This is a genomic window from Pseudarthrobacter sp. NKDBFgelt (assembly GCF_046097905.1).
In the GTDB taxonomy this organism is placed as follows: Bacteria; Actinomycetota; Actinomycetes; order Actinomycetales; family Micrococcaceae; genus Arthrobacter; species Arthrobacter polychromogenes.
This window is the reverse complement of the sequence record NZ_JBJURL010000099.1, coordinates 1-12380: the sequence shown is the minus strand read 5'-3', so window position 1 is coordinate 12380 and position 12380 is coordinate 1. Positions and strand designations below refer to the sequence as shown.

The following is a 12380-nucleotide window of genomic DNA, read 5'->3' as shown; positions in this document are numbered from 1 at the left end:
CGACCGTGGCCAGGGCCGCGGCGACCGTGGTGGCCGTGGCGGCCGCGACGGCGGCCGTGAAGCCGAGAAGAGCCAGTTCGTAGAGCGCGTCGTCACCATCAACCGCGTTTCCAAGGTGGTCAAGGGTGGTCGTCGCTTCAGCTTCACCGCCCTGGTCGTCGTCGGTGACGGTAACGGCATGGTCGGCGTTGGCTACGGCAAGGCTAAGGAAGTTCCTGCCGCAATCGCGAAGGGCGTTGAAGAAGCTAAGAAGTCCTTCTTCCGCGTTCCCCGCGTTGGCAGCACCATCCCGCACCGCGTTCAGGGTGAGGCTGCTGCCGGCGTCGTAATGCTGCGTCCGGCTTCCGCCGGTACCGGTGTTATTGCCGGTGGCCCGGTCCGTGCAGTACTGGAGTGCGTGGGCATCCACGACATCCTCTCCAAGTCGCTCGGTTCCTCAAACGCCATCAACATCGTTCACGCGACCGTTGATGCCCTGAAGCGCCTCGAAGAGCCGGCAGCAGTGGCAGCACGCCGCGGCCTGCCCCTCGACGAGATTGCTCCGCCGGCACTGGTGAAGGCCCTTCTGAACACGAAGGCAGGTGCCTAGTTATGGCTAAGAACCTGGTTCCCTCCGACGCCCAGTTGGAGATCACTCAGATCAAGTCCGCCATTGGCGGCAAGCAGAACCAGCGCGACACCCTGCGGTCCCTCGGCCTGAAGCGTATCGGACAGACTGTTGTCCGCACCGCCGATGCCGTCACCGTTGGGATGCTCAACACGGTTCCGCACCTGGTAAAGGTAGAGGAGGCGAAGTAAATGGCAGAGAACACTGCTGATAAGGCACAGGCTGCTGAGAAGCAGAACGCCCTGAAGGTTCACCACCTGCGTCCCGCCCCGGGTGCCAAGACCGCCAAGACCCGTGTTGGTCGTGGTGAAGGTTCCAAGGGTAAGACCGCTGGCCGTGGCACGAAGGGTACTGCAGCCCGTTACCAGATCAAGGCTGGCTTTGCCGGCGGCCAGCTGCCGCTGCACATGCGCCTGCCGAAGCTGCGCGGCTTCAAGAACCCGTTCCGCGTTGAGTTCCAGGTTGTAAACCTGGACAAGCTCAACGAGCTGTTCCCCGAAGGTGGCGCAGTCACCGTGGAGAACCTGGTCGAAAAGGGCGCCGTTCGCAAGAACCAGCCCGTCAAGGTGCTGGGCACCGGCGACATCACCGTCAAGGTTGACGTCACCGCCCACGCATTCTCGGCCAGCGCCGCTGAAAAGATTGCCGCAGCAGGCGGAAGCACCACCGCTCTCTAGAGCCGGTGGGCGCCAAGCCCGTTGTTGAACTCCCGGTCCTGGGGCTACCGCCCCGGGGCCGGGAGTTTTTTCCATCCGCCCGCCGTTTTTTCGCCGCCATCCGGCGCAGCGGCGCCATCGCGGATTGTTCGCAGGGCGCATACACCCGTTAGACTCGGTTGTCGGGATTCATAGATCCCCATCACACCACTCTTCACACCACAGGAGGACGCTTGCTTAGCGCATTTGGCCGGGCCTTTCGCACGCCTGATCTGCGACGCAAGTTGTTGTTCACGCTGGGAATCATCACCATTTTCCGCTTGGGTGCTTTCATTCCCTCGCCTGGTGTGAACTACCAGAATGTCCAGCAATGCTTGCAGAACGGTCAGACGGCAGAGGGGCTGTACCAGCTCGTTAACCTGTTCAGCGGCGGCGCGTTGCTCCAGGTGTCCATCTTCGCGCTGGGCATCATGCCGTACATCACGGCCAGCATCATCGTCCAGCTGCTCCGGGTGGTCATTCCCCGGTTCCAGCAGCTCTACGAAGAGGGCGCGTCGGGCCAGTCCAAACTGACCCAGTACACCCGGTACCTCACCATCGCGCTGGGCCTGCTCAATGCCACCACGCTGGTATCCCTTGCGCGCTCCGGGCAGCTGCTTCCGGGCTGTAACCTGCCGATCATTCCTGACAGCAGCGTTATCACCACCATCCTGCTCATCATCACCCTGACGGCCGGCACCGGCCTGATCATGTGGATGGGCGAGCTCGTGACCGAAAAGGGCGTCGGCAACGGCATGTCCCTGCTCATCTTCACGTCCATCGCCGCTACGTTCCCCACCTCCCTCGGCGCCATCTGGAGCGCGCAGGGTCCCGGGACGTTCTTCATCGTCCTGGCAGTCGGCCTGCTCACAGTGGCACTGGTTGTCTTCGTTGAGCAGTCGCAGCGCAGGGTCCCGGTGCAGTACGCCAAGCGGATGATTGGCCGCCGCACCGTCGGCGGCACCAGCACCTACATCCCCATCAAGGTGAACATGGCCGGCGTTATCCCGGTGATCTTCGCCTCCTCAATGCTCTACCTGCCGGGCCTGATCTCGCAGTTCAACCAGCCCCGGGCAGGTGAACCGATCCAGCCGTGGGTTGAATGGATCAACAACAACCTGGTCCGCGGTGACCAGCCGATCTATATGGTGCTGTACTTTGCCATGATCGTGTTCTTTACCTACTTCTATGTCGCGATCACCTTCAACCCTGAAGAGGTCTCGGACAACATGAAGAAGTACGGCGGCTTCATCCCGGGTATCCGCGCGGGTAAGCCGACCGCTGACTATCTGCAGTACGTGCTCTCCAGGATCACCCTCCCCGGAGCCCTGTACCTGGGCTTCGTGGCGCTGATCCCGCTGGTTGCACTGGTGCTGATCAACGCCAACCAGAACTTCCCGTTCGGTGGCACCTCGATCCTGATCATGGTGGGCGTTGGCCTGGAGACCGTCAAGCAGATTGATGCGCAGCTACAACAACGTCACTACGAAGGGCTTTTGCGATGACGAGAATGCTGATTATTGGACCTCCCGGTTCCGGAAAAGGAACGCAGGCGGAGCGGATTTCAGAGCGCCTCGGCGTTGTGGCGATCTCCACCGGCGACATCTTCCGCGCCAACGTGAAGGGCGAGACGCCGCTTGGCATTGAAGCCAAGAAGTACATGGACAACGGCGACTTCGTTCCGGACAGCGTCACCAACAAGATGGTGCGGGACCGGCTCAGCGAGTCCGACGTCGAAACCGGCTTCCTGCTGGACGGCTACCCCCGCACCACCGCCCAGGTGGACTACCTGGACGAGATCCTCGCCAAGGGTGAGGAAAAGCTAGACGTCGTCCTGCAGCTGACTGCCGACGATGAGGAACTGGTCCACCGGCTGCTCGGCCGGGCCAAGGAAACGGGCCGGAGCGACGACAACGAAGCCGTCATCCGCCACCGCCTTGACCTCTACCACGAGCAGACCGAAGCCGTGGTGGCGAAGTATGCCGAGCGCGGCATCCTGACCCAGGTTGACGGCATCGGCGGCATCGACGAGGTCACCGACCGCGTCATGCAGGCCATCAAGGCGGCACAGGCAGCCTGATCCAGGCGAACGTATTCCGAGGCTCCTCCCGGCAACCGGGAGGAGCCTCAGCCATTTGAAAGAAGGAACACCATGGCCTTTGGCCAGCCCCGCATCGAATACAAGACCAACGCCCAGATGCGCACCATGCACGAGGCAGGCCTTGTCCTGAGCCGTGCACTGGACGCAGCCGTCGCCGCAGCAGTGCCCGGTACCACCACCAAGCACCTCGACGACGTTTTCGCCGCTGTCCTGAACGAAGCGGGCGCAAAGTCCAACTTCCTCGGCTACCACGGCTTTCCGGCCACCATCTGCACCTCGGTCAACGAGGAAGTGGTCCACGGCATCCCGGGCAGCCGGGTCCTCAACGACGGGGACATCATCTCCATCGACGGCGGCGCGATCGTGGACGGCTGGCACTCCGACTCGGCAAGGACCGTCATCGTGGGCACCGCTGACCCGGAGGACCAGCGCCTCTCGGACGTGACACGGGCAGCGATGTGGCATGGTATTGCCGCGCTGGCCACCGGAAAGCACGTCGGCGACATCGGGGCCGCGATCGACGATTACGTCTCGTCCGTTCCCGGCAAACCGCTGGGAATCCTCGAGGACTACGTGGGCCACGGCATCGGTTCCGAAATGCACATGGCTCCCGACGTGCTGAACTACCGCACCACCCACCGCGGCCCCAAGATCAAACCCGGGCTGTGCCTGGCGATCGAACCCATGCTGGTGCGCGGCGGCATCGAAACCGCGGTACTGGAGGACGACTGGACAGTTGTCACCACGGACGGCAAGCGGTCCTGCCAGTGGGAGCACTCCGTGGCGGTCCATGAGAAGGGCATCTGGGTGCTGTCAGCGCCCGACGGCGGTGCGGAGCACCTTGTCCCGCTCGGCGTGACCCCGGTGCCCATCCCGTAGTCCAAAGCCAGCAGGACGGCAGCCTTGCGGGCCAACGGGCCCGGCCCAGCAGCCCAGACAGAAGCGCCAGGTGTCGTTGTGATCCCACAACAACACCTGGCGCTTCTTGCGTACAGGGAAACTCAGCCGAGCTTCGGCTTGACGTCCTTTTCGTAGATGCCCTCCAGCGTCTTCTTCAGGCTGGTCATGGTGGCCTTCACGTCCGCCTGCTGGGTGAGGATCGCTGCGGCCGCCTTGGCCAGTTCCTGGTCGGCGCCCGGGAGGAACACGCGGGCATTGTCCTGGACCCGGGTAACAGCCAGCTGGTCCACGGCAGTCTGGATCTGCGGGGTCTGGGCCAGGACCGCCTCCATGTCCGCCGACTCGCGGGTGGGCATGTAGCCGGTGGCAGCCGAGAAGGCTGCGCTGTTTTCCGGCTCGGTCATAAACTTCAGGAACGTGCCGGCGGCCAGCTGCTCTTCCTTGCTGATGCCGCTCGGGATGCCCAGGCCCGCGCCGCCGGTGGGGCAGACGTTGGTCTCGGCCTTCGGTCCGCCGGGAAGGAATCCCACGCCCACGTTGAACGGCGCGGACTTCAGCACGCCGAGGAGGGACCCGGTGGAGGAGATCGTGGATGAGGTCAGCCCTGCGGAGAAGTCATCTGCGGCTTCCTTGGAGGAGACGCCTGCCCAGCCGTTCTTGTAGATGGAGTCCTGGGCCCACTGCAGCGCTTCGATGGATTCAGGTGAATCGCAGGTGATCTCCCACTCCTTGGACCAGGAGCCGCCCCAGCCCCACAGATTGTTTTGCAAGGTCCAGCCCGCGTAGCCCGCCAATGCCGGGTAGATGTAGGCGTACTGTGCGCCTGAGCTGGCCTTCAGCTTGGGCGCCCACTCGCCGAACTCCTGCCACGTTTTGGGTGCCCGGTCCGGCAGTCCGGCGGCCTGGAAGTGATCCTTGTTGTAGTAGAACAGGGGAGTGGAGCGCCCGTAGGGGAGGGCCCATTGCTTGTCGTTGTACTTGTAGTCGTCCACGAGTGACTTCCGGAAATCGTCCAGCTTGATGTCCAGCTGCTTGACGAGGGCGTCCACCGGGATAATGCTGCCGTTGGTGAAGTAGCGGAACCACCACACATCGGAAAGGACCACAACGCCCGGGAGGCCGGATTTTGCCGCCTGCGAGGTCTGGAACTTCTGCGCGATTTCCTCGTAGTTCGCTCCGGCCGTGACCAGGTTGACCCGGATGTCCGGGAACTGGGCGTGGAACTTCTCAATGATGGCCTTTTCGACGTCCTGCGACTTGCCGGGGTGGTTGGACCAGAAGTCGATTTGCGCGGCCGGCTTCACCCCGCTGAAGTCGAGTTCCGCGGCTTCGCTGGCCACGGGGGTGCCGCTCGTGGACGGGCCGCCGCAGGCTGCCAGGGCAGCGGCCGACGCCGTGACTCCGGCGAGTCCCAGGAAGTGCCTCCGATCGAGGTGCTGAGTCATTGCAGGTCCTTTCGTTGGGTGCCACATTGAGGAGTTGGGTGCTTCTTCTGTGATGGACGACGGCGGCACGGGCTTACCCGGTGACGCTGCCCTGGGTGAGCCCGGCGACGATGTAACGCTGGAGGGCCGCAAAGACAATAAGGATGGGGACGATCACCAGGACGGCCCCGGCCATGAGGATGCCCCATCCGGAGGCGTTGCTCTCTGAGTTCTGGAGCAGCGTCAGCCCCACCGGCAGGGTCATGGTGTCCGGACGGTCCGTGATGATCAGCGGCCAGATGTACTCGTTCCACTCGCTGACGATGGTCACCAGCGCCACCGTTGCGATGGAGGGGACGGAGATGGGAACCACGATGCGCCACAGCCGGCGCCAGTGGCCGGCCCCGTCGATTTCAGCCGACTCGAGGATGGAGTTGGGCAGGGTGAGGAAGTGCTGCCGCAGGAGGAAGGTGCCGAAGGCGGTTCCGAGGCCCGGCAGGATGATGCCCCACAGGGTGTTCTTCCCGCCCATCCCCGAAATCAGGATGTAGTTGGGCAGGATGGACACCTGGGGCGGCACCATCAGTGCAACCAGGATGAGCATGAAGATGGCGTTCTTGAACGGGAACCGGACGAACACCAGGGCGTAGGCCGTGAGGATGGCAAGGACCACCTTGACGCTGGCGCCCGCCGCCGTGACGATGGCGCTGTTAAGGAAGAACTGGCCGAACGGCACGGTGGTCATGGCGATCTGGTAGTTCTGCAGGTTGAGGCCTTCCGGCAGGATCTCCAGATCCATGGTGATGATTTCACCGGGCTGCTTGAACGAGCTGAGCACCATCCACAGCAGCGGCAGGAAAACCACCAGTGTTGCCAGGATCAGTGGGACGTACCCGCCCAGGACGGCCTGCGCCAGGTTCTGCCGGGAGAAGGGCCGGTCCCGGGGGATCACTGGGTCCGCGGCCTGCGTGGGCGGGGCTGTGGGGTCCGGGTTGACCGGTGACATTGAGCTCACGAGTAGTGCACCTTCCGTTCCACGAACCGCAGTTGGAACACGGTGATCACCAGGAGGATTGCGAACAGGATCACCGAGATGGCCGCGGAATAGCCGGCCCGGTTGAAGGCGCCGAAGGCCTGGAGGTAGGCCTCGTAGATGAGGGTGCTGGTGCCGGTTCCCAGCGGCGTCATGATCCGGATGAGGTCAAAGGCCTGCAGCGAACTCAGCAAGCTGGTGATCAGCAGGAAGAACGTGGTGGGGGACAGGAGCGGAAGCGACATGGTGATGAAGCGCCGGAACCCGTTGGCGCCGTCCAGCGAGGCTGCCTCCATGACGTCCTGTGGCAGGGACTGGAGCCCTGCCAGGTACACCACCGCGCAGTACCCCAGGTTCTTCCAGACGTACACGAGGATGACCATGACCAGGGAAAGCTGGGGATCATTGATCCACTGCGGACTCTGCTGGCCGATGCCCCGGAGCAGCCAGGCCAGGACGCCGTAGCCGGGATCGAAAATGAAGAGCCACACCAGGCCCACGCCGACGCCGGACAGGACGTAGGGGGCGAATACCGCCGAGCGGGCGAACGTGGTTCCCCGGACTTTCGCATTCAGCGCCAGGGCGATGAGCAGTCCAAGGATCATGGATCCGCCCACCGTGACCACCGTGAAAATCGCGGTGGTGCCCAGTACCTTGGAGGCGTCGTCACTGGTGAAGAAGGTGACGTAGTTGTTGATGCCCACCACCGTGGCTGACGGTGACCCCAGGGTCCAGTCCAGCGTGGAGTAGTAGATGTTGCTGACCAGTGGCCGGTACGTGAAGACGGCGATCAGCACCAGGTTGGGCAAAGCGAGGGCAAGGAAGACGAAGAAGTCCCGCCGGGTTCTCTGCGTCCAGCGCCGGCGTCTTGGGGCGGCGGCCGGTCCGGGCTTCGTGGGCTTGGTGGACGGATGGGGTGCGAGTTGACGGGTCATGCGGTCTCTCACGGGATTCGTGCCTGCTCGTGGCTGGCCGTGGTCGGGGGAGTCTAGCCATTACTTCACCACATGGTCAGTAGGCAGAAAGCCGCAAGTGTCCTCGTCAAAGGACTGTTATCCGAGGCTTCGTTGCCCGTTAACGCTGTGTTGCCTGCAGTCTTGCACAAAGTTTGTTTGAAAGGCAGGGACCCGCCCGTATTCATCCGTTTGATGGCCAAAAGGGCAGAATGGGTGCCATGGGAGCAATCACTGACGTGCCGGGAATGCGGGTGGGGCACCAGCAAAAGTCCGGCGACGGCTGGCTGACTGGCGTCACGGTGGTCCTGCCGCCGCCCGGGACCTGCGGGTCGGTCGATGTGCAGGGCGGCGGGCCGGCCACGCATGAAACCGACGCCCTGGATCCCACCACGCTCGTCAGCACCGTCGACGCCGTTGTCCTCACCGGCGGCAGCGCCTACGGCCTCGCCTCCGCCGCCGGCGCCCAGCGCTGGTGCGAGGAGAACGGCCGCGGGTTCCCGGTGCCCGGGGGAGTAGTCCCGATCGTGCCGGCAGCCGCGATCTTCGACCTGGGCAGGGGCGGGGACTTTTCGGCACGTCCGACGGCGGACATGGGCTACACGGCAACCGCCGCCGCTGCGGCGCAACCGGAAGGGCACGACGTCGGACGCGGCAACGTGGGTGCCGGCACCGGCGCCGTCATGGCCCGGACGTACAAAGGCGGCGTGGGGACCGCCTCTGTGACGCTTGAGAACGGCGTCGTGGTCGGTGCACTTGTAGTAGTGAACGCGCTGGGACTTCCGTTTGGCACAACGACCCAGCTGACGGAGCCCGGCAGCGTGCGTCTAAGCGAGGAACGAGCGAGCACGCCGAGGGCTTCGGCTGATGGGGCGGAAGCCATCCAAGGGACACCCCTCAACACCACCCTTGTTGTCGTGGCGACCAATGCTGTCCTTGATGTGGCCGAGTGTAAACGGACTGCAGCTGCATCACATGCTGGGATTGCGAGGGCTCTGAATCCTTCGCACACGTTGGCTGACGGGGACACTGTTTTCTGCCTGTCTACCCAGGCCGTGGCACTCGACCGCTCGGACGAAGCTGCCCGCCAGTTCAGCCTGATCACCTTGCAAAGCGCGGCAGCCGACGTCGTACGGTTGGCCATCCTTGACGGCGTGGCCGGCGCGGAGGCCGTAAGCACTCCCGCCGGCGATTATGGTGTGTACGGCGCCCGGTAGGTTACCATTGCCGATTTAACTTTTCCGGTGATACGGAGTAGTGTTGCTTGTTGGTTGTCTGGACTGCCACGCCCTTTTGGGTCTGGAGCCGGCAATCGATCCAACCAAAACGTTCGTGGCCATGCCCGGTGCAATCCGGCAGGGCTGCGGCAACAACAGTTAGCGGAGGGTATGGCCAAGAAGGACGGGGTCATTGAGATCGAAGGCGTTGTGACCGAGGCGCTGCCTAACGCGATGTTTCGCGTTGAGCTCACCAACAAGCACATCGTTCTGGCACACATCTCTGGAAAGATGCGTCAGCACTACATCCGAATCCTCCCTGAGGACCGCGTAGTGGTGGAGCTGAGCCCGTACGACCTCACCCGTGGTCGTATCGTCTACCGCTACAAGTAAATTGCTGGGCGGCTCCAGTGCGAGCTGGCTGCCGCTCCAGTTGACCAACTGTTACACGCAAAGGAATGCCATGAAGGTCAAGCCGAGCGTCAAGCAGATCTGCGAAAAGTGCAAAGTGATCCGCCGTAATGGCCGGGTCATGGTGATCTGCGAGAACCCGCGCCACAAGCAGCGCCAGGGCTAATTCCCCTCATCGGGAAATCCTGGGTTGCTAACCCACGCAAGTAAATAAAGGCAGCACAAGCTGATCTGGAACATTTAGCTCGAAAGAGTCCGGACAGCTAACCCCCGGTCGGAGGCTGGGGCCGCACAGAACGTGCGGGTGTACTGCCTACGACCTCCGGTTTATTCAAGGAGTACTGCCACTATGGCTCGTCTCGCTGGCGTAGACATTCCCCGCGAAAAGCGGCTGGAAATTGCGCTTACTTACATCTACGGCGTGGGCAAGACCCGTGCACACGAAACCCTGGCTGCCACTGGCATCAGCGCCGACGTTCGCGTCAAGGACCTGACTGATGCACAGCTGGTTGAGCTGCGTGACTACATTGAAGGCAACTACAAGGTTGAGGGTGACCTTCGCCGCGAAGTAGCAGCAGATATCCGCCGCAAGGTTGAAATCGGCAGCTACGAGGGCCTGCGCCACCGCAAGGGCCTGCCCGTACGCGGACAGCGTACGAAGACCAACGCCCGTACCCGCAAGGGCCCGAAGCGCACCGTCGCCGGCAAGAAGAAGGCCCGTTAAAATCCCCGCCGGGATTAACGGACTTTTCCCCAATAACTTTCTGTAGGAGAAATAATGCCCCCGAAGACTCGTGGCGCGGTTCGCAAGCCGCGTAAGAAGGACAAGAAGAATATCGCGCTTGGCCAGGCGCACATCAAGAGCACGTTCAACAACACCATCGTTTCCATCACGGATCCGAACGGCGCTGTTATCTCCTGGGCTTCCTCAGGTGAGGTTGGCTTCAAGGGCTCGCGTAAGTCCACCCCGTTCGCAGCCCAGATGGCTGCCGAAGCTGCTGCCAAGCGTGCCCAGGAGCACGGCATGCGCAAGGTTGACGTTTTCGTCAAGGGACCGGGTTCCGGACGCGAGACCGCGATCCGTTCGCTGCAGGCCGCAGGCCTCGAGGTTGGCTCCATCCAGGACGTCACCCCCGCTGCGCACAACGGCTGCCGCCCGCCGAAGCGCCGCCGCGTCTAAGGCTTTCCACGCCGCATGAGCTTGCCCGGACCGTTGATGGTCCGGGCAAGCCCAGCGCGTTAAGTCTTCAGACCGAATTTCCACCACCTGTGTTGCGTCATATAGCGGATGCTCGCCGAAAGGAAACCTAAGTGCTCATTGCACAGCGCCCCACCCTCTCCGAAGAGGTAGTCTCCGAAAACCGTTCGCGTTTCATCATTGAACCGCTGGAACCGGGCTTCGGCTACACCCTCGGAAACTCCCTCCGCCGTACCCTGCTCTCCTCCATCCCCGGTGCTGCCGTAACCAGCATCCGGATCGATGGCGTGCTGCACGAGTTCACCACGGTTCCGGGTGTCAAGGAAGATGTCACTGAGATCATCCTGAACATCAAGAGCCTCTCGGTTTCCTCCGAGCACGATGAGCCGGTTGTTGCCTACCTGCGCAAGCAGGGCCCCGGAGTCGTCACCGCCGCGGACATCGCTCCGCCGGCCGGCGTCGAATTCCACAACCCGGATCTGCACATCGCCACGCTGAACTCGAAGGGCAAGTTCGAACTCGAACTGACCATCGAGCGCGGCCGCGGCTACGTTTCGGCAGCTCAGAACAAGTCCGGCGACGCAGAGATCGGCCGTATCCCGGTCGACTCCATCTACTCGCCGGTGCTGAAGGTTACTTTCCGCGTGGAAGCAACCCGTGTTGAGCAGCGCACCGACTTCGACAAGCTGATTGTCGACGTCGAGACCAAGCAGGCCATCGCCCCGCGCGATGCCGTCGCTTCCGCAGGCACCACCCTGGTGGAACTGTTCGGTCTGGCCCGTGAGCTGAACACCGCAGCTGAAGGTATCGAGATCGGCCCGTCGCCCACCGACGCTGCCCTGGCAGCCGACATGGCACTGCCGATCGAGGATCTGGACCTCACCGTCCGTTCCTACAACTGCCTCAAGCGTGAGGGCATCCACACCGTGGGTGAACTCGTTGCCCGCTCAGAGGCTGACCTGATGGACATCCGCAACTTCGGTGCAAAGTCCATTGACGAGGTCAAGGCAAAGCTGGTTGAACTGGGCCTGTCCCTCAAGGACTCGCCTCCCGGTTTTGACCTCGCAGCACGCGCCGCAGCAATCGAAGAGGACGACGCCGCCTTCGGCGACGACGAACTCTAAACCAGACCTTGGCCGGCGGGCAGGCACCATGGTGTGCACAGCCCACGGCTTCCATTTGAGGAGAAACAATTATGCCTACCCCCACTAAGGGTCCGCGCCTCGGAGGCGGCCCGGCTCACGAGCGCCTCATGCTCGCGAACCTGGCAGCATCCCTGTTCGAGCACAAGCGGATCACCACCACGGTGACCAAGGCCAAGCGCCTGAAGCCGTACGCAGAGCGCCTGGTGACCTTCGCCAAGCGTGGCGACCTCGCTTCCCGCCGCCGGGTCCTCGGCCTGATCAGCAACAAGGGCATCGTCCACGAGCTGTTCACCGACATCGCCCAGGCTGTGGAGAACCGCGACGGCGGCTACACCCGCATCACCAAGATCGGCAACCGCAAGGGCGACAACGCTCCCATGGCTGTCATCGAACTGGTTCTCGAGCCCGTTTCCGCCAAGCAGGCCGTTGTAGCCGAGGCTACCTCCGCTGCGAAGCGCGACGCCGACAAGAAGGAAGCCGCTGCTGCTCCGGTTGCAGAAGAGGCTCCCGAGGCAGAGGCTACTGAGGCTCCTGAGGCTGAGGCCGCTGAGGCGCCCGCCGCTGAAGAAGCTGCAACCGAAGAGGCCCCGGCCGCTGAGGAAGCACCCGAGGCTCCCGCAGCCGAGGAAAAGGACGCGAAGTAATTCGCTGATGTTCTTCGCATAGACTTGAGTCTATGAACAACCAAAAACCCGC

At 63.0% G+C, this 12380-nt stretch carries 16 protein-coding genes; 13 read left to right on the top strand and 3 right to left on the bottom strand.

Annotation, left to right across the window (positions count from 1 at the left end; genetic code table 11):
* The 6 genes from rpsE to map form a co-directional block, all read left to right on the top strand.
* A partial coding sequence (gene rpsE, locus ACKAE7_RS18865; protein WP_408979998.1) for a 30S ribosomal protein S5 occupies window positions 1–589 on the top strand: 589 nt, incomplete at its 5' end.
* 2 nt (window positions 590–591) lie between these two features.
* On the top strand, window positions 592–798 hold the full coding sequence (rpmD, locus tag ACKAE7_RS18860) for a 50S ribosomal protein L30 (protein WP_066277852.1): 207 nt from the start codon (window positions 592–594) through the stop codon (window positions 796–798).
* Window positions 799–1284: a 50S ribosomal protein L15 gene (rplO, locus tag ACKAE7_RS18855; protein ID WP_066277850.1), complete on the top strand. Its 486-nt coding sequence runs from the start codon at window positions 799–801 to the stop codon at window positions 1282–1284.
* A 212-nt stretch (window positions 1285–1496) separates the two neighbouring features.
* A complete protein-coding gene (secY, locus tag ACKAE7_RS18850; RefSeq protein WP_188809611.1) occupies window positions 1497–2807 on the top strand; it encodes a preprotein translocase subunit SecY in 1311 nt (436 codons plus the stop codon).
* A 5-nt stretch (window positions 2808–2812) separates the two neighbouring features.
* A complete protein-coding gene (locus ACKAE7_RS18845) occupies window positions 2813–3382 on the top strand; it encodes an adenylate kinase (RefSeq protein ID WP_174176874.1) in 570 nt (189 codons plus the stop codon).
* Between the two features lie 72 nt (window positions 3383–3454).
* On the top strand, window positions 3455–4282 hold the full coding sequence (gene map / locus ACKAE7_RS18840) for a type I methionyl aminopeptidase (protein ID WP_188727437.1): 828 nt from the start codon (window positions 3455–3457) through the stop codon (window positions 4280–4282).
* Window positions 4283–4404: 122 nt separating this feature from the next.
* Here map and ACKAE7_RS18835 read toward each other — a convergent pair whose 3' ends face one another.
* The 3 genes from ACKAE7_RS18835 to ACKAE7_RS18825 form a co-directional block, all read right to left on the bottom strand.
* Complete coding sequence (locus tag ACKAE7_RS18835) at window positions 4405–5748, bottom strand: ABC transporter substrate-binding protein (RefSeq protein ID WP_408979997.1); 1344 nt, start codon at window positions 5746–5748, stop codon at window positions 4405–4407.
* Between the two features lie 73 nt (window positions 5749–5821).
* Window positions 5822–6742, bottom strand: a complete 921-nt coding sequence (locus ACKAE7_RS18830) for a carbohydrate ABC transporter permease (protein WP_408979996.1) — start codon at window positions 6740–6742, stop codon at window positions 5822–5824.
* Window positions 6739–7695, bottom strand: coding sequence for a carbohydrate ABC transporter permease (locus ACKAE7_RS18825; RefSeq protein ID WP_188809614.1), 957 nt, complete (start codon window positions 7693–7695; stop codon window positions 6739–6741). The genes ACKAE7_RS18830 and ACKAE7_RS18825 overlap by 4 nt, the downstream gene beginning before the upstream one ends.
* A 239-nt stretch (window positions 7696–7934) precedes the next feature.
* Between ACKAE7_RS18825 and ACKAE7_RS18820 the strand changes: the two genes are divergently transcribed.
* The 7 genes from ACKAE7_RS18820 to rplQ all read left to right on the top strand — a co-directional run bounded on the left by ACKAE7_RS18820 (window position 7935) and on the right by rplQ (window position 12328).
* Entirely contained in the window at window positions 7935–8930 is a 996-nt protein-coding gene (locus tag ACKAE7_RS18820) for a P1 family peptidase (RefSeq protein WP_408979995.1), read from the top strand.
* 171 nt (window positions 8931–9101) lie between these two features.
* Window positions 9102–9323: a translation initiation factor IF-1 gene (gene infA / locus ACKAE7_RS18815; protein ID WP_009358723.1), complete on the top strand. Its 222-nt coding sequence runs from the start codon at window positions 9102–9104 to the stop codon at window positions 9321–9323.
* Window positions 9324–9393: 70 nt separating this feature from the next.
* The gene (gene rpmJ / locus ACKAE7_RS18810) at window positions 9394–9507 is read left to right on the top strand and encodes a 50S ribosomal protein L36 (protein WP_009358722.1); all 114 of its coding nucleotides are present in this window, start codon (window positions 9394–9396) and stop codon (window positions 9505–9507) included.
* Between the two features lie 183 nt (window positions 9508–9690).
* Window positions 9691–10065, top strand: a complete 375-nt coding sequence (rpsM, locus tag ACKAE7_RS18805; protein ID WP_003803743.1) for a 30S ribosomal protein S13 — start codon at window positions 9691–9693, stop codon at window positions 10063–10065.
* A 54-nt stretch (window positions 10066–10119) separates the two neighbouring features.
* Entirely contained in the window at window positions 10120–10521 is a 402-nt protein-coding gene (gene rpsK / locus ACKAE7_RS18800) for a 30S ribosomal protein S11 (protein ID WP_018769149.1), read from the top strand.
* A gap of 131 nt (window positions 10522–10652) precedes the next feature.
* A complete protein-coding gene (locus tag ACKAE7_RS18795) occupies window positions 10653–11663 on the top strand; it encodes a DNA-directed RNA polymerase subunit alpha (protein ID WP_013601812.1) in 1011 nt (336 codons plus the stop codon).
* A gap of 71 nt (window positions 11664–11734) precedes the next feature.
* A complete protein-coding gene (rplQ, locus tag ACKAE7_RS18790; RefSeq protein ID WP_408979994.1) occupies window positions 11735–12328 on the top strand; it encodes a 50S ribosomal protein L17 in 594 nt (197 codons plus the stop codon).
* The last annotated feature ends 52 nt before the right edge of the window (window positions 12329–12380 follow it).

What these genes read in the sequence shown, in the direction of transcription:
- rpmD (WP_066277852.1), top strand. Translation starts at nt 592, where the DNA reads ATGGCTAAGAACCTGGTTCCCTCCGACGCCCAGTTGGAGATCACTCAG.
- rplO (WP_066277850.1), top strand. Translation starts at nt 799, where the DNA reads ATGGCAGAGAACACTGCTGATAAGGCACAGGCTGCTGAGAAGCAGAAC.
- ACKAE7_RS18845 (WP_174176874.1), top strand. Translation starts at nt 2,813, where the DNA reads ATGCTGATTATTGGACCTCCCGGTTCCGGAAAAGGAACGCAGGCGGAG.
- map (WP_188727437.1), top strand. Translation starts at nt 3,455, where the DNA reads ATGGCCTTTGGCCAGCCCCGCATCGAATACAAGACCAACGCCCAGATG.
- ACKAE7_RS18835 (WP_408979997.1), bottom strand. Translation starts at nt 5,748, where the DNA reads ATGACTCAGCACCTCGATCGGAGGCACTTCCTGGGACTCGCCGGAGTC.
- ACKAE7_RS18825 (WP_188809614.1), bottom strand. Translation starts at nt 7,695, where the DNA reads ATGACCCGTCAACTCGCACCCCATCCGTCCACCAAGCCCACGAAGCCC.
- ACKAE7_RS18820 (WP_408979995.1), top strand. Translation starts at nt 7,935, where the DNA reads ATGGGAGCAATCACTGACGTGCCGGGAATGCGGGTGGGGCACCAGCAA.
- infA (WP_009358723.1), top strand. Translation starts at nt 9,102, where the DNA reads ATGGCCAAGAAGGACGGGGTCATTGAGATCGAAGGCGTTGTGACCGAG.
- rpmJ (WP_009358722.1), top strand. Translation starts at nt 9,394, where the DNA reads ATGAAGGTCAAGCCGAGCGTCAAGCAGATCTGCGAAAAGTGCAAAGTG.
- rpsM (WP_003803743.1), top strand. Translation starts at nt 9,691, where the DNA reads ATGGCTCGTCTCGCTGGCGTAGACATTCCCCGCGAAAAGCGGCTGGAA.
- rpsK (WP_018769149.1), top strand. Translation starts at nt 10,120, where the DNA reads ATGCCCCCGAAGACTCGTGGCGCGGTTCGCAAGCCGCGTAAGAAGGAC.
- rplQ (WP_408979994.1), top strand. Translation starts at nt 11,735, where the DNA reads ATGCCTACCCCCACTAAGGGTCCGCGCCTCGGAGGCGGCCCGGCTCAC.